Annotated in this window: 18 protein-coding genes; 6 read left to right on the top strand and 12 right to left on the bottom strand. The window is 32.2% G+C overall.

What is annotated here, in order from left to right; translation table 11 throughout:
* Positions 1 to 98 precede the first annotated feature (98 nt).
* A complete protein-coding gene (locus LBV24_RS03505) occupies positions 99 to 431 on the top strand; it encodes a single-stranded DNA-binding protein (protein ID WP_224477212.1) in 333 nt (110 codons plus the stop codon).
* A 66-nt stretch (positions 432 to 497) separates the two neighbouring features.
* Here LBV24_RS03505 and LBV24_RS03500 read toward each other — a convergent pair whose 3' ends face one another.
* The 5 genes from LBV24_RS03500 to metG form a co-directional block, all read right to left on the bottom strand.
* Complete coding sequence (locus LBV24_RS03500; protein ID WP_224477211.1) at positions 498 to 1,805, bottom strand: T9SS type A sorting domain-containing protein; 1,308 nt, start codon at positions 1,803 to 1,805, stop codon at positions 498 to 500.
* Between the two features lie 357 nt (positions 1,806 to 2,162).
* On the bottom strand, positions 2,163 to 2,687 hold the full coding sequence (locus LBV24_RS03495) for a ferritin (RefSeq protein ID WP_114302014.1): 525 nt from the start codon (positions 2,685 to 2,687) through the stop codon (positions 2,163 to 2,165).
* Positions 2,688 to 2,795: 108 nt separating this feature from the next.
* Positions 2,796 to 3,698 (bottom strand): histone deacetylase family protein, encoded by a 903-nt coding sequence (locus tag LBV24_RS03490; RefSeq protein WP_224477210.1) that lies wholly within the window; start codon positions 3,696 to 3,698, stop codon positions 2,796 to 2,798.
* Between the two features lie 23 nt (positions 3,699 to 3,721).
* Complete coding sequence (locus tag LBV24_RS03485; protein ID WP_224477209.1) at positions 3,722 to 6,097, bottom strand: hypothetical protein; 2,376 nt, start codon at positions 6,095 to 6,097, stop codon at positions 3,722 to 3,724.
* Between the two features lie 110 nt (positions 6,098 to 6,207).
* Positions 6,208 to 8,262 carry a methionine--tRNA ligase gene (gene metG / locus LBV24_RS03480; protein ID WP_224477208.1) on the bottom strand — a complete coding sequence of 685 codons (2,055 nt, stop codon included), beginning with the start codon at positions 8,260 to 8,262 and terminating at the stop codon, positions 6,208 to 6,210.
* A gap of 84 nt (positions 8,263 to 8,346) precedes the next feature.
* On the opposite strand from metG, the gene LBV24_RS03475 reads away from it, so the two are divergent.
* From LBV24_RS03475 to LBV24_RS03465, 3 genes are all read left to right on the top strand, one after another.
* Positions 8,347 to 9,369, top strand: coding sequence for a S66 peptidase family protein (locus LBV24_RS03475; protein ID WP_224477207.1), 1,023 nt, complete (start codon positions 8,347 to 8,349; stop codon positions 9,367 to 9,369).
* Between the two features lie 20 nt (positions 9,370 to 9,389).
* A complete protein-coding gene (locus LBV24_RS03470) occupies positions 9,390 to 9,749 on the top strand; it encodes a YraN family protein (protein WP_224477206.1) in 360 nt (119 codons plus the stop codon).
* A gap of 95 nt (positions 9,750 to 9,844) precedes the next feature.
* On the top strand, positions 9,845 to 10,513 hold the full coding sequence (locus LBV24_RS03465; RefSeq protein WP_224477205.1) for a hypothetical protein: 669 nt from the start codon (positions 9,845 to 9,847) through the stop codon (positions 10,511 to 10,513).
* A 133-nt stretch (positions 10,514 to 10,646) separates the two neighbouring features.
* Here LBV24_RS03465 and LBV24_RS03460 read toward each other — a convergent pair whose 3' ends face one another.
* The 4 genes from LBV24_RS03460 to LBV24_RS03445 form a co-directional block, all read right to left on the bottom strand.
* Positions 10,647 to 10,985, bottom strand: coding sequence for a hypothetical protein (locus tag LBV24_RS03460; protein ID WP_224477204.1), 339 nt, complete (start codon positions 10,983 to 10,985; stop codon positions 10,647 to 10,649).
* A gap of 79 nt (positions 10,986 to 11,064) precedes the next feature.
* Positions 11,065 to 11,643, bottom strand: a complete 579-nt coding sequence (gene nadD / locus LBV24_RS03455; protein WP_224477203.1) for a nicotinate (nicotinamide) nucleotide adenylyltransferase — start codon at positions 11,641 to 11,643, stop codon at positions 11,065 to 11,067.
* Between the two features lie 2 nt (positions 11,644 to 11,645).
* On the bottom strand, positions 11,646 to 12,230 hold the full coding sequence (gene gmk / locus LBV24_RS03450) for a guanylate kinase (protein WP_224477202.1): 585 nt from the start codon (positions 12,228 to 12,230) through the stop codon (positions 11,646 to 11,648).
* A 15-nt stretch (positions 12,231 to 12,245) separates the two neighbouring features.
* Positions 12,246 to 13,103, bottom strand: coding sequence for a YicC/YloC family endoribonuclease (locus LBV24_RS03445; RefSeq protein ID WP_224477201.1), 858 nt, complete (start codon positions 13,101 to 13,103; stop codon positions 12,246 to 12,248).
* 131 nt (positions 13,104 to 13,234) lie between these two features.
* Between LBV24_RS03445 and LBV24_RS03440 the strand changes: the two genes are divergently transcribed.
* Entirely contained in the window at positions 13,235 to 13,717 is a 483-nt protein-coding gene (locus tag LBV24_RS03440) for an acyl-CoA thioesterase (protein WP_224477200.1), read from the top strand.
* 1 nt (position 13,718) lies between these two features.
* Here LBV24_RS03440 and LBV24_RS03435 read toward each other — a convergent pair whose 3' ends face one another.
* The 3 genes from LBV24_RS03435 to LBV24_RS03425 are packed head-to-tail and all read right to left on the bottom strand — an operon-like array spanning position 13,719 to position 16,093.
* On the bottom strand, positions 13,719 to 14,849 hold the full coding sequence (locus LBV24_RS03435) for a peptidogalycan biosysnthesis protein (RefSeq protein WP_224477199.1): 1,131 nt from the start codon (positions 14,847 to 14,849) through the stop codon (positions 13,719 to 13,721).
* 4 nt (positions 14,850 to 14,853) lie between these two features.
* Positions 14,854 to 15,747 carry a DMT family transporter gene (locus LBV24_RS03430; RefSeq protein ID WP_224477198.1) on the bottom strand — a complete coding sequence of 298 codons (894 nt, stop codon included), beginning with the start codon at positions 15,745 to 15,747 and terminating at the stop codon, positions 14,854 to 14,856.
* Positions 15,740 to 16,093: an arsenate reductase family protein gene (locus LBV24_RS03425; RefSeq protein ID WP_224477197.1), complete on the bottom strand. Its 354-nt coding sequence runs from the start codon at positions 16,091 to 16,093 to the stop codon at positions 15,740 to 15,742. The genes LBV24_RS03430 and LBV24_RS03425 overlap by 8 nt, the downstream gene beginning before the upstream one ends.
* 83 nt (positions 16,094 to 16,176) lie before the next feature.
* Between LBV24_RS03425 and LBV24_RS03420 the strand changes: the two genes are divergently transcribed.
* Positions 16,177 to 16,632: a DinB family protein gene (locus LBV24_RS03420; protein WP_224477196.1), complete on the top strand. Its 456-nt coding sequence runs from the start codon at positions 16,177 to 16,179 to the stop codon at positions 16,630 to 16,632.
* Positions 16,633 to 16,634 lie beyond the last annotated feature (2 nt).

Genomic DNA, 16,634 nt, shown 5'->3' with positions numbered 1-16,634 from the left:
AGTAAATACCGAATAAAATTTGGAAGCCGTCTCATCTTTGCATTGTCGAAACATAAGAACTCGATAGTATTAACTGTTTAACATTAAAATTTAGAATTATGAACACATTAAGAAACAAAGTACAGTTGATTGGTAATTTAGGAAACGATCCAGAAATCATCAATTTAGAATCAGGTAAGACATTAGCAAAGTTTGCAATTGCTACAAATGAAAGTTACAAAAATTCACAAGGCGAAAAAGTTACAGATACACAATGGCATAATATAGTAGCTTGGGGTAAAACCGCTCAAATAGTTGAGAAGTATGTGACTAAGGGAAAGGAAGTAGCTATAGAAGGTAAATTAACTACGAGAACTTGGGAAGACAAGGATGGTATGAAACGTTACACAACAGAAGTGGTATGCAATGAACTACTAATGTTAGGCAAATAATTAAATTAATCACAAATAAAAAGAGCAACCAATTTGGTTGCTCTTTTACTATGATATAAAACTAGTTTAGTTTTTTACTACTTTTTTAGTAATACTATTTCCTGTAGATGAATTAGTAATTTTCACAAAATAAAGTGCATCATCTAAATCACTTAAGTTTGAAAGTGTAAGTCTACCATTTGATGCATCACTTTTTTGAGACATAATTAATCTACCGTTAATGTCTATTAGATTTAACTCAAAGGAATCACTATAGGCTTTATTTAAAGTCACAGTGATTTCATCTACAAATGGATTTGGACTTACATTAACATTAGAAACTGTAAAATCATCCACAGATAATGCTCCTGGACAAATGCCCCAACCCATATCTTGAAAGAATCCTAATGTAATAAAACCAGGATTATGATTTGCTTGACCAGGACCAATGGCAGAGGTCATTAATGAGTTTACATCTCCATTAGGGAATGTAGAATCATTCCAGTGGCTATAACTTGACCCTGGATTCCATGAAGTAGGAGCAAAAACCCTAGGAAGTGTACCACCTTGATTTAATTGTTGAATAGCAGTTGGTGCATTACAGTATAAATCATTGCCAACTAATTCATCAGCCAAAGCTGCAGAAGGGTCTGGAAAACTTAAAATAGCTGCTCCAGAACCATTTTCTATAAAGGCATCATAAATACTTGCCGCACCATTAAATCTAATTGAACCCTCATCTTCAGGGAAACCACCTTCCCAATTTGCAAAACCGGCAAAACCGAGTCCATGACCAAGTTCGTGTAAAACTACAGATACAAAATCGAATTGATTTGCAGGTGGATTTGCATCCGTACCATAATACCAATTTGTATCACTACTAAAATTGGCACTAATATCGTTTGTTCCACCAAACTGGCTTCTATCTTCACCTTCTAATTTTTCCCATAAGGCAGCAGGATAAAAGGTGTTTGGTTGAGATCCTGGCGCACCTGAAGTAATAGTAATATAAGTTTCAGCTCCAGCACTTCCTAAGACACCAGGCCCTAGCGAAGCAAATGTCGCACTCAAATTAATTGGAACTGGAGATTCTATTGAGTTAGCCCAAATATCTACTGCATATTGAAATGCTGCCTGAGCTTCTGGTGTAAAACCATTATAATTTACTACAAAAGTTGCACACGGAGTACCACCTGCATCCATTTTTGCGGCCGTCACGGGATCTCTAGGAATTGATATTAGTCCTGTAAATTCACCTGGAGGAAGTGTACAAATTGGTTCACTTGGTGTATATGTTTGCAACTCAGTTGTTTCATCTTGCGCTCCTAATAAAAGCGTAGAAGCCATCACAAAACAGGCAAACAGATTTTTAAAATTAAAGGTAATTTTTGTCATAGTGTAATATTTTTTGGTCATTAAAAATAGTGCAAAATTCCATAACTGATGGAATTCTTGCAAAATAATTAACAACGCAAGTGTTTAAAGACTTGACAATAGAATTTAGAAGTTTTAAGCAACTTTTTTCAGTAAATCAAAGCAAGGACACTTTTTACATCGCTTATGCTCTGCTTTTTTATACTTTTTGCAACATTTGGATTTTACGTTGCCTAAGCAATCAAAGCCTGAAGTTTGAAGAACTTTAATACGTTCCTTTTTAAGCTTTTTATCTTTCTTTTTCTTGCCCATTAAATCGTATAAGATTAACGGTACAAAAATACTTATTTTTATTTATTCTAAATAAATTTTAACACTTTAAGCTTCGCCACTTAAATCTTGGGCGGCCGAGTTTACTGTAAGTTGCTGTATATCTCTATCAAACAGGTAAAGCCCTCCCTTATCGTCTCCAATCATGTTTACTTTATCTAAAATGGTTCTCGCTACAGCTTCTTCTTCTATCTGTTCTGCGACGTACCATTGTAAGAAATTATGCGTGGCATAATCTTTTTCTTGTAATGAAATATGAACCAGTTCATTAATACTTTCTGATACAAAAATTTCATGCTTTAATAGCAATTCAAACATTTCTTGAAAACTGCTATAAGTAACCTCTGGCGCATTTAGTTCAGAAATGTGTGCATGACCACCTCTTTCATTAACAAATTTTATCAATTTTAACATATGCTCTCTTTCTTCATCTGACTGATCGTACATAAAATTTGAGATACCTTCTAATCCTTTCACTTCAGCCCAAACAGCCATTGCTAAATATACTTGAGAAGATTCGGCTTCTATTCTTATTTGCTTGTTTAAGGCAGTTTCTATTGATTTTGATAACATGATATTTACTTTTTTGTAAAGATACTCACTTAATTGCTGATTTTAAAGTAGAATAGCACTTCTGAAATGAATTATTATAATTCAGATTTAATCTAATTTATGTTTCAGTTAAAAAAAGATTTCTTGGGCCAATCTAAACGTATTGGCATGTGCATCTACTATGGTTTTAATATTCGGTGAATATCCACCACCCATACTGCACATTACGGGAATGTCATTTAATTTACACTGTTCTAAAACATACCGATCCCGTTCCTTACATCCTTCAACAGTGAGACCTAATTTACCTAGTTTGTCAGATGCAATGATATCTACTCCAGATAAATAGTATATGAAATCTGGCTTTTCCTGGTGGATTAATTTGGGTAGGGTTGATTTTAGTATTTTCAAATATGTAGTGTCATTGGTGTTATTTTCTAATGCAATGTCAAGGTCACTAGTTTCTTTTTTAAATGGGTAATTACTTTGGCCGTGCATTGAAAAGGTAAACACCGAACCATCATTTTGAAATATTTGTGCAGTGCCGTTGCCTTGATGCACATCTAAATCTACAATCAGAACTTTTTTTACCAATCCTTTAGTTTGCAAATACCTCGTACCAATAGCTTGATCATTCAGTAAACAAAAAGCTTCACCTCTGTTTGTATATGCATGATGCGTACCACCTGCAATATTCATAGCAATTCCATTTTCTAATGCATGTAGGCTTGCTTTAATGGTGCCATCTGCTATTGTAACTTCACGTTCAACTAAGACTTCACTTAGAGGAAAACCAATTTTTCTTGCTGCACGTTGGTCTAATGTTATATTGACCAAATCGTAGTAATATTCTGGTTCATGTACAGCAAGAATATACTTGTCATTGGGTTTTGAAGGTTCAAAAAAATTATCCTTTATACATGTGCCTTCATGGAGCAATTGCTGTGGAAGTAAATCGTATTTTTCCATAGGAAAACGATGTCCTTCTGGCAATGGATGTTTATATATTGGGTGATATGCTATTTTAAGCATTGTCTATTATAAAGGCTACTTAACTAGTTTATTGAGATTGATTTTTTATCAAAAATAAAAGTTCCATCCTCAACCATGCCCTCAATAAACAATGTCACTGGAACAGTTGGTTCTTCCATTTTAATGCTTAATGTACCATTGCCATTAATTTTAAGCTCTGGCTTCCAATCTATGGTACCGTATCCTGTATAAAAATCTCCGTAGTAAGAATTATATTTAGGGACATAGAACTTTTTCTTGGCACTAAATTTCAGTGGTAAATCAAATTCCTCTGCAGTCTTATTTCCTCTTGAATCAAAAAAGCTGTTCTGTGAAGAGTAAATTCTAACTACACCATTTAAACCTCTGAATCCTTCCCCAAGTCCACCAAGATTTATATATATGTAATCCACGTCTGCCATTGTATAAGTAGAAATAATATCTACACCTACTAAAGGAATATCATCTAAAAATATTGTCATAGGGCCACGACTTGCCCTAGAACTAAAATAAGCTGGTTCGTTTGTAACAGGATCTATTCCCTTGTATACCCTATTAAATGCCAAATATTGGTCTAACGAAGTATAGGTAAGACGATCCATTTGTGTTAAAACTTTAGTGGTTCCAAAACCATGATTGTTCAGTTTTTGGGTTTTTAATTGTTTTTTATCACGTGTTGAATTCACCACAATTTCATCAAGTTCTTGGATGCCATCTAACTTTTGTTTTAAAGGCGCAGTTACCTTTAATCGTTGACTAATGTCGTAATTGAACTTTGGCTGTAGTGGATTAAAGTTTGTTCTTAATTCTGGGATAGAATTCGGTATTGGTTGTAAATAGAGTTGTGCAGGTGCTAAATCCTCTTCATTCTTTATTCTTGAAATAAAAATCCTGTTGGTTTCGTTAGGAAATAAATTTTCGAAAATTAGGCTATTATCACCATCAGAAACCTGCTTGTATCTTGGTTGACTGTCTTTAAAATGGTGTAAGACAAAAGTATCTTCTATATGGTCTTTATTGTTTACGTTAGCTATAACGGATATGCCTTGCTCAAATGGATATGGCAATTTCTCAGGGACGAATAAATTGTTCCAGTCGTAACTGCTCCAGCCTTGAGTTAAAAGTAAATTATCAAGTTCATATCGTTTTTTTTCATCAATATTTTCAAAATAAAATTTACCGTATTCAATAGGTCCTTTAACATATGGCTGTAAAAACACCTGAGATAATATATTATTATGTCTATTGTATGATCTTGTATCTTGAGGTAGCACAGAAACACTAACATTGTTATACGACTCAGAACTAACACCTCTAAAATTTAGATTTATTGTTATGGAATCAGCATTTTTAGTTGCAGAGATCTTGTTCGTGTCAACTATATTAATTCCTTCATAATTAAAGAAAAGTCGCTCAGCAACTGGTTTTTCGTTTTCATCAAAAAGAGTTAAAATATTAGTTCCTGAAGGAATATTGGCATACTCAATGGCTTTGTTAATTACCGTTGCATCATTAAAATATATATCCATTATTTCATAATCCTTACCATTATGAAGCATTAAAGTATATCGATTGTTTTTTAATTGGTCTAGTGTTTCTTCATTGGTTACTACTGAAGCGAATAGTTTTGATTTAAGGCGTTTAACAGATAGAACCACACCATTTTTTTCAACAATATGACCTAATGGGAAACTGAAATTTTCATTGCCATAGTTAATTTTAACCCAGTAGGTACTGCTGATATTGGCTAGTAAAGGAAATTTACCGATACCTACACTGTTCGTTTTAAAAGTTGTAAGAACCTTATTATTATTATCTAATACTTCACCACTAACATTGGCAAGACCAAAACCTTGACTATCCTTAATTACCACACCAATATTATTTACAATACCATGTAATAGATGACCGCTTTCAGGAAGGAATTGTGCATCAATAGAATTTTTAACTAATGGCTTTTCAATATATGGCTCAACATCTGGATCAATGACTTTAATTGCTTCAGTAAAGAAATTAGTTTCGTTAAAATTACGCATATAATTGGTGTAGGCTTTTACGTTATATATGCCTGAAGTAAAAAGTGAATCTATCTGAATTACGTTTGAGGCAATACCATTAGCAACTCTTACTAGTTGTTGCTTAATCACCTTATTGTTTTTATCTGATACACTTACATAGAGATTTGTTGTTATTAATGATGGTGTTTTTTCCTTTTTGTCCAAAACATAAGCCGTAAAGCCAATGTTCTCTCCCTTGATGTACGTTGATTTATTTAGGTGAAGGTATACCACTTCTCGAGGTGTATCAACATACTCTTCATAGGTTTCAAAAATATCATTGGTATTTTGAGAAAAACTAAAAAAAGTAACTAGAAATAGTATTAGAAAGGATGAAAGTGAGGTTAGAGTAGATTTAATCATAGCAATTGAATTTTCTTGTTAAAGATATCAAAAACCACACCAGTAAATACTTACTTTAACTCCATTTTAAGCAAAAACAAATTGAACATAAGCCTTTAATAGTAAAGCTATTAACTGATTTTTAGGCCGTTGGAAACCTCACCCAAATCAGGGTTAACAAAAACTAGATTTCCGGTTTCATCTTCAGTCATTAATATCATTCCTTGACTTTCTACGCCTCTTAATTTTCTTGGCGCTAAATTCACTAAAACAGTGACACGCTTTCCTATTACTTCTTCTGGCTTAAAACTTTCAGCAATACCGGAAACTATAGTTCGGGTGTCAATTCCTGTATCAACCTTAAGCACTAAGAGTTTTTTGGTTTTAGGCATTTTTTCTGCTTCTAGAATTGTACCAACCCTTAGATCTAATTTTGTGAAATCATCAAAGGTTATTTCTTCTTTTTGTGGCTCAATAGATTGATTAGCATTTTCATTTGCCTTTCTATTGGCCTCTAGCTTATCTAATTGATTTTGAATTTCATCATCCTCAATTTTAGAAAACAGAAGTTCAGGTTTGCCTGTTTGAATTAAATGTCCTGACGGCAATAGGATATCTTCTTTAGAAATAGAGCTCCAGTTATTGGTATGAGATTTTAAAATTCCTTTTAATTTGTTAGATGTAAATGGTAAGAATGGTTCACATAAAACTGCTAAGGCTGATGCAATCTGTAATGCAACATACATAACTGTTTTGGTTCGTGCTTCATCCGTTTTTATTGTTTTCCATGGTTCTTCATCAGCTAAATACTTGTTGCCTAAACGAGCAAGGTTCATTAATTCTTGACTTCCTTCTCTAAACCTAAAGCGCTCTATTGAACTAGATATAACTGACGGATATGCTTTTAAGGTTGTTAAAGTCTCTTTGTCAATATCCTTAAATTCTGATGGTTCTGGTATTATACCGTTATAATATTTATTGGTTAATACAACAACACGGTTTATAAAATTACCAAAGATGGCAACAAGCTCATTATTGTTCCTCGCTTGAAAATCTTTCCAAGTAAAGTCGTTATCTTTTGTTTCAGGTGCATTAGCAGTTAATGCATATCGCAGTACGTCCTGTTGATTTGGAAATTCCTTTAAATAATCTGGTAGCCAAACTGCCCAGTTTTTTGAAGTGGAAAGCTTGTTGCCTTCTAAATTTAAAAACTCATTAGCAGGCACATTTTTTGGCAATATATAAGAACCTTCTGCTTTTAACATCGATGGAAAAATAATACAGTGAAAAACAATGTTGTCTTTACCTATGAAATGATATAATTCTGTATTCTCATCTTTCCAATAATCTTCCCAGTTTTTCCCCATGCGTTGAGCCCACTCTTTTGTTGAGGATATATAACCAATTGGAGCATCAAACCAGACATAAAGCACTTTACCTTCGCCACCCTCAACTGGGACAGGAATTCCCCAATCTAAATCTCTTGTAACAGCTCTTGGTCTTAGACCATCATCAATCCATGATTTCACCTGGCCATAGACATTGGGCTTCCAATCTTTTTTATGACCTTTTAAAATCCATTCTTTCAGAAATTCTTCATGTTTATTTAATGGAAGAAACCAGTGCTTTGTTTCCTTTAAACTTGGTACGTTACCCGTTATTGCTGATTTTGGATTTATTAAGTCTGTTGCATTTAGACTTGTTCCGCAGTTTTCACATTGGTCACCATATGCTTCTTCATTACCACACTTTGGGCAAGTACCAGTCACAAAACGGTCTGCCAAAAACTGATTTGCTTCGGCATCGTATAATTGCTCAGAAACCTCTTCGACAAACTCATTTTTATCATATAAGGATTTAAAGAATTCTGAAGCAGTTTCATGATGAATTTTTGCAGATGTGCGTGAATAGTTATCGAATGATATTCCAAAATCTTCAAATGACTGCTTAATTATTGCGTGGTATTTATCTACAATATCTTGAGGAGAAACACCTTCTTTCTTAGCTTTTATTGTAATTGGGACACCATGCTCATCACTACCACATATAAAGGCAACATCATTACCTGTTAATCTTAAGTATCTTGAGTATATATCTGCAGGTACATAAACACCTGCTAAATGGCCAATATGAATAGGACCATTTGTATATGGTAATGCTGCTGTTATGGTATATCTTTTAGGCATTATTTTTAGCTTTAGCAAGCCACAAAAGTACGTAATATATAAGGGATTTAGAAAAAAAATGTAAATTTACAAAAAGCCAGTTTTATGAGTTTGAGACACCTATTTGTTTACTTAATAATTGGTGCAATTATTTTTCATTCAGATCGCTTATATGCACAAGATGATACCGAAAATTTTACTAGAATGACATCACAATTAATACGACCACCATATCTTAAAGCTGGTGATACGGTTGCAATTGTTGCTCCTTCTGGAATTTTAAAAAGTCGTGAAGGGGAAATACAACAAGCTATAGCACTATTGAATGATTGGGGACTTAATGCAAAATTAGGTGATAATGTATTTAATAAGGCAGATCATTTTGCTGGTACGGACGAAGAACGTTGTGAGGATTTTCAAAACGCACTAGATGACTCGAGTATTAGTGCGATTTGGTGCGCACGTGGAGGTTATGGTACTGTAAGAATATTAGATAGGTTAGATTATTCAAAATTTAAAGAACACCCAAAATGGATTATTGGTTACAGTGACATTACAGCATTGCACAATCAATTACACAACGAAGGTGTGGAATCTTTACATGCATTGATGTGTGTAAGTTTAACTAAGGATTTAAGTGAAATACAGGATTCTGTTGAAACTTTTAAGTCTGCAATATTTGGAAATCCAACTAATTACACTCTCAAGGGATCAGAATATAATAGAGAAGGAGATGCTACTGGACAGTTAATTGGTGGCAATCTAACAATGTTACACACTATGTTGGGATCTGATACAAGTATTGACACATCAAATAAAATTCTATTTATTGAAGAAATAGGTGAGTATAAATACCATATTGATAGAATGCTTCAAAGCCTCAAAAGAGCTGGATATTTTGACAACTGTAAGGGCATTATAGTTGGTGATATGTCAAAACTGAGAAAAAACACTACGCTTTGGGGAACATCCATTGAACAGTTAATCCTTGACGCCTTATCTGAATACAGTTTCCCAATTGCATTTGGGATGCCGGCAGGCCACGAAAAAGATAACAGAGCTTTAATATTGGGGAGAAGGATAAATTTAAGGGTTAATAAAAACGGAGCAAGAATTACCTTTAATTAAAATAATCAATTGAATAGTTAGTGGCACAACACAATGAACTAGGTAAGAAGGGTGAACAATTAGCGGTAGATTTTTTAATTAAAAATGGCTATGACATCTTAGATCGCAATTATCGGTTTGATAAAGCAGAAGTAGATATTATTGCACAAAAACAAGAAATTTTATCAATTATTGAAGTTAAAACTAGAACCAATATTGATTTTGGCAATCCACAGGATTTTGTTAAGCCAAAACAGATTAAAAATTTGGTAAAAGCGGTTAACGAATATGTAACTGAGAATAATTTAGACCTAGAAGTAAGGTTTGATATTATTGCAATAGTAAAGGAAGAACAATCTTTTAAAATAGAACATCTACTAGACGCATTCTATCACTTTTAATATGTTAAAATAAAATACATTTTAACGATTAAATTAGTAATTAATCGAAATTTTTATTAAACTTGATTATTACTAACCCCAAAATTTACTGGATTATGAAACCTAAATCTACCTTATTCTTTATTTGTCTGTTCGCTTTACTTTTTTATTCTTGTGAAAAAAGTGAATTAGACTATTCAGCAAATGTTCAAAAATATTTTATTATAAAAGAATCTAAGAAAAAGAATGTCATTGCTAAAAGATCATCATTAGATGATCCATGTATTACTGTAGATTTGATTGCAGGACAAAATGAAGTAGTTGGTTCAGTAACAATTGATAGAAATGAAACACATTTAATTTTAACATATAGTACAAACGAGGATTGGGATTTAGATTTAACCCATATGAGCATTGGTGATTGTAATGAACAATGGGCACCACAAACCGGTTCAGGAAATCCTAAAATTGGTCGCTTTGAGCATACAGAACCACATACAGAGAGCATTAAAGAAGTGGTTTATTTTGTGGATTTAGAAGCTCTGCCTGAATACACAGATATTTATTGTTTTGCTGCACATGCAGAGGTAAGTGGCCCAAATGGAGGAGAAACGGCATGGGCTGGTCAAATTGGTGGGCAATATGCTAACTCAAATTCTCAATCTGATGAGTTTACTGTTAAAGATTTTGAAGGAAATAACTGGGCCATGTACATAGAGGCATCTAAGACCTCTTGTGATGTTGTTGATATTGATACACCAGACGATGATGGAGGAGTAAGATAAAATACTTGATTGATAAAAATTTAAAAAGGACAACTTTCATATGGTTGTCCTTTTTATTTTTAATAGCAATACCGAATTTATAAATTCTTAAGAATGCATAACAAGAAAAAATTACAGGTATTACTTTTAACTTTTAGAGATAGATATTTGTCACAGCAAATAAAAGACTGTAGAATAGAACATTCACAATCTTATCTTTAAATTCTAATGTCTTAAACCTTTTATATTCTGGTTTTAAAGTATCAAATGATAAAACAGAAACTGTAAATATTACACTTAAACCAATAAACCAATACAATGATTTAGGGTAGGGAAGAGTTATGTTAGTTATTAAAAATATAATAATTAAGACACTTGATATAATTAACCTTTTCTCACTTCTAGCATTTAAGTTGTTTCTTATAGAAATGCTTCTTGTTTTATTGAGAATAAAGGCAGAAAGTATAGATAAAATAGTTATGGATAATATCATATTTTCTTTTCAGATTTTACTTAATAAAAATAATTAATACGGAGAACAAATTGAAATTTAATCGAATTTTAACAAAGAATTATTTATAAAAATTCATTTCGTCTATATAATGCCACACTTTATCGGGGAGCATTGGCCTGACGTTATTCCCAGCCTTAACATTTCTCCTTATAAACGTAGAAGACAGTTCCATTATTGGAGCAGAAATGTTAAAAATTTTTGGATGATCTTGAAATCGGTTTTCAATATTACCTGAGGAGAGTCTTGGGTAAATTAAAATATTGTGATTTTCAAGAATTTGTTCGTAATTCTTCCATTTATGAAAACTTTTAAGATTGTCTTCACCCATAATTAATGAAAATTCATGTTGTGGAAATTTTTCAAACAAATATGTCAAGGTATCAATTGTATAATTAGGTTGTTTTAAACCAAATTCAATATCGCTAGGGCGCAGTTTATCATAATCTTTAGTTGCCAAATATACCATCTCCAAGCGCTGATGGTCATCTAATAAACTGCTCTTCTTCTTAAATGGGCTTTGAGGAGTGACAACAAACCAAACCTGATCCAAATCACTATGTTCTACTAAATAATTAGCTATAATTAAATGCCCAACGTGTATTGGGTTAAACGTACCAAAGTATAATCCAATCTTCATTTTTATTGATCTAAAAATTCTGAAACTTTATTATATGCATTTTCTAATGCCTCTTCTAAGTTAGAATTGACCACAATTGTATCAAAAAGAGGTGCAGTGGCGAGTTCAGCAGGTGCTTTTGCAACTCGCATACTTATTTTTTCAGGACTTTCTTCACCGCGATCTTTTAATCGTCTTACCAGTTCATTTAAATCTGGTGGTTTAACAAATACTGCTAGTGTTTGCTCAGGGAATTTACGTTTTATTCTTAAGCCACCAGAGACATCAATATCAAAAATCACATGCTTCCCTTTGGCCCAAATTCGTTCTACTTCTTCTTTTAATGTACCATAAAAATTATCTCTGTAAACTTCTTCCCACTCTAAGAATTCGTCATTTTTAATTTTGTTTTTAAACTCTTTTAAGGAGAGGTAATAATAATCTTTTCCGTTTACTTCGTTACTTCGTTTTTCTCGAGATGTTGCAGAGATAGAAAATTCTAGATTTAACTCAGGTTGTTTCAATAAATGTCTAACAATTGTTGTTTTGCCAGATCCTGATGGTGCTGAGAATACAATTAATTTACCTTGTTTTACTTTATCTGCCACAATTATTTCTTTTGGTTAAAGTACATTCAATAATTGTTCCTTTATTTTTTCCAACTCGTCTTTCATTTGCACCACAAGTTTTTGCATTGGTGCATAATTAGATTTTGAGCCAATGGTATTTATTTCTCGTCCAATTTCCTGAGTTATAAAACCAAGTTTTTTACCATTTGAATCATCTGAATTTAAAGCTTTTATAAAATAATCTAAATGATTGTCTAACCTCACTTTTTCTTCAGTGATATCAAATTTTTCAATATAGTAAACTAGCTCTTGCTCAAAACGATTCTCGTCTACCTTTTCTTTTATGTCAGCAATGCCTTTTTCTAATCTTGCCCTTACTCCATCAATACGATCAGGATCCATTTGTATAACCTGATTAAGAAGATCTCTAAGCGTTGAAATTCTGTTGGTAAAATCTGCTTTTAATATAGCCCCTTCATCCTTTCTGTAACTCACTATTTTGGTTACGGCTTCATTAATACCATCTTCAATAGATGACCACTCTTCCTCATCAATGTCATCACGTTCAGTTGTAACGGCATCGGGCAATCTAACGGCCATTTTTAATAATTCAGTTGTATCACCATCAACAACTTCTTTAAGTTGTTTAATATATTCTTGTACAACAGTTTTATTTATTTTGGAAGTTGTATCCTCACCGGTTATTTCAACATAAAGCGAAAAATCTACTTTCCCTCGAACAAGATGTTTGGCAATAAGTTTTCTGATATCCAATTCCTTCGCCCTATAAGCAGATGGCATACGAGCATTAACATCCAAGTTTTTACTATTTAAAGATTTTAATTCTATAGATATTTTTTTGGTCGGAAGCTGTAATACAGTTTTCCCATAACCAGTCATGGATTGTATCATTAATAAGATAAAATTAAAGTTGCGCTAAGGTACAAAATAGAATGGTTTCAAAACTTTTAAAATAGACATTAAATCAACAGGATGTACATACAGACTTTTATAACTTTGCAATCTTAAAATTAGAGATATCAATGTATAAAAAGGAGTTTGAAATTAGGTGGAGCGATGTTGATGCAAATGGTCATTTGGCCAATTCTGCATATACCAATTTTATGAGTCATGCACGAATGGCTTTTTTTAATAAACAAGGGTTTTCAATGAATGAAATTAGAAAATTCAATGTTGGCCCTGTGGTATTTTATGAACACATGTATTATTTTAAGGAATCATTCCTAGGAGCTCCAATAACAGTAACAATTGAGGTTTCAGGTTTAAGTGATGATGGTATGCTGTTTAAATTTGAACACAATTTTTATAATGAGAAGGGTGAAAATTTAGCATATTGTGAAATGCAAGGTGCTTGGATAGATTTAAAAACTCGAAAACTAACTCAATTACCTGAAGAATTACTTTCCTTGGCACAAAAGTTTCCAAAGTCTAATAGCTTCAAAACCCTAACAAAGGAAGATACGCGCAAATACGGGATTAGACCCAGAAATATAGAGCTGAACTGATTTATTTAAACGGTTGATGTTGTTTAAAAGACTTTATCTGAACGTTTTTTATAAACGGCTTTAGTATTTGATTTGGCAAGTACCATTTGTGCCTACAATAACAGGTTAAACTTTTTGGAATCGCTCCTAATGTACTTTTTATTTCTGAAGCCGTTCTCCCTAGGTTTATTTGATCTGATTTTGTTGAAATCCCTAGCCTAACATAATCATTTAATATACGAGGGTAAATGGCAAACTCTTTGTTTTTAGAATAATCTATACCTATAAAATGAGCATCTAAATGCGTTTGATTTTGCATTGCTGAGAGAAAACCAACCAACTTACTATCAAGAAAATATCCTCTTACAATAAACTTGTCTTTAAAGGTTGATTTAAGGTGAATATAAGTGTCTAGATTTAAAATCTGAGCATTAAAATCTGCATTGTCAATTGTATTTTGGTACAAGGCTTGGAGCTCGGATTTGTATTTGTTTATATCCTCTACGGTAAACATTTTTACTTCTAATGCCTCACTTTTCTTATCTGCTCTGTTAGCTTTAACTCTATACTTGGATTTTAGAGCGTTTTTGTAAGTTTCAAAGGAATCCCATTCAGGTTTTAGATAGATTATCATATTAGATTCTACCTGCATTGAAGCATAATCGTATGATTTTAAATGATCCGTTATATAGAGTGATTCATTCTCAAAATCTTTGATAAAAATTGTATGCAGACGCTTAGAATTTTTATAAAATTTTTTTACGCCATTGGCAATGGCCTTAAAAGTCTCAATCTTATCTTCTCCTTTTTTTAAAAATGTACCATACTCGCCACTAAGAAAAACATTGCCGCAAAAAAGAACACGCAAATGACTGTTGCAAAATAGATTATTGATAATTCGCCTCAGAGTCGAGGACATTCTTATGTTTTTTGTAATGGTTTCAATGCCTATAGTTACTATTTGTGTATTGGCAAAAGCAACAGCTTCATTATCCTTTAGAATAAAGATGTAGTTAAATTCAATATCTGGATTAGATAATTCAAAAGCACTTAAAAATTCAGGTGAATAATAAATATTGGTACAACAGTCTAAACTGTCCCAATAGGAATTGGGTATTTCGTTTATAGACTTAAATATTTTTGAATCTAGCACCAATTTAAGTTGCTTTTTTGAGTTTTTTCGTAACTAAGTAAACCCCTGTAAATATTAATACCATAGCCGATATTTTCAGTAAATCAATAAAGTCTGCACCAATGTATAGTGCAAAAAGACCGGCAATAACAGGTTGAAGATAAATAAATATACCAACTGTAGATGCTTTTAATTTATTCAGTGCCAAAGGATTTAGGAGATAAGTTCCAAAAGTTGCTCCTATTATTACAAAAAGAACAGAATATGTAATATTTGGGGTAAAAGTTTCCCATTGCACTTCAGTTAATTCTTTATATCCAAAAGGAATAAGTATAATTAACCCAAACAAAAACAACCATTTAATAAAGGAGAATGGATGGTATTTAGCCGTTAATTTTTTAATTAAAATAACATAGATACTATAGGAAATAGCGTTTAAAAATATTAATAAGTTACCTAAAGGGACATTATCACCTGCTCTAGCAGATTTTCCGTAAATAGTTAATATTAAAGCGCCGATTAACCCTATTACTACTCCTGCAATTTTAAGAGATGTTATTTTTTCACCTAATACATAAGCCGATAAAACAAGTATGATTATTGGTGTAATTGTCATTATTGCAGAAGCATGTATAGGAGATGTAAATTCTAAACCTTTAAAAAAGAAAAGCATATTTATTACTACACCGAATAAAGCTGCAATAAAAAGTTTGAAGAAATCTTTTCTCTCTATTTTTTCTTGAGGAACAACAAGACTTACTAACCAAAACAACAATGTAGCGCCCGCAACTCTGAGTAAAACAAAACCAAATGGTTTTATAAAATTGCCATTCATAACCAATTTGGCAATTGTGTAATTAAGGCCGTATAACAATTGCACCATAAACAGTGCAAAAATTGCAAAGCCTCTGCTACTCATGTATTGCTTTTTTAGTAGCTTCAACTACTTTTTTTGAATTACCGATGAAGATTTGGTCATTAATTATCGTAACAGGACGTTTAAGAAATGTATAATGTTCTAAAATGAATTTTTTGAAATCATCTTCAGTAAGATTTTTTTCTTTTAACCCTAACTCTTTATATAATCGTGCACGCTTACTAAAAAGACTCTCATAACTATCAGTTAAACCTCTCATTTCTTCTAATTGTGATTTTGTAATACTTTCTGATTTAATATCCTGAAGAATAAATTCGTCATTAATTTTTAATTCATCAATAATTCTCATACAAGTATTACAGGAGCTGAGGTAGTATATTTTTTTCATTATGAACAATTCAAAGTTTTTAGCAATGCAAAGTAACCGTATTTCATATTAAAAATAATTACATTTAAGAAAAATATAATTCTATGGATTGGGCTTTTGACATTACTATAAAAACTAGAAAATTTTTAAACAGTTTTATTGAAAATTTGTCATTATCAGAATTAAACAAGGTGCCAGATGGTTTTAATAATAATATCATTTGGAATATTGCTCATGTAGTAGTTACACAACAATTATTGGTATACAATTTATCTGGTTTACCCACAATTGTTTCTAAAGAAATGATTGATTCTTATAGAAAAGGGACTAAGCCTTTGCGTGATTTGAATCAGGCTGAAGTAGATGCAATAGGTAACCTTTTGTTTTCAACCATTGAAAAAACTAAAGATGATTATGACTCAAAATTATTTCAAACTTATAATCAATACACGGTAACAACAAAAAATACAATTAGTAACGTTGAGGAAGCAATTGAGTTTAATAATTTTCATGAAGGTATTCATTTAGGTTATATTTTAGCACTTAGAAAATCAATCTAATA

This window comes from Winogradskyella vincentii (genome assembly GCF_020166345.1).
GTDB classification, from domain to species: Bacteria; Bacteroidota; Bacteroidia; order Flavobacteriales; family Flavobacteriaceae; genus Winogradskyella; species Winogradskyella vincentii.
Note: the sequence above shows the minus strand (reverse complement) of the source record. Positions and strands in the feature narration are given on the sequence as shown.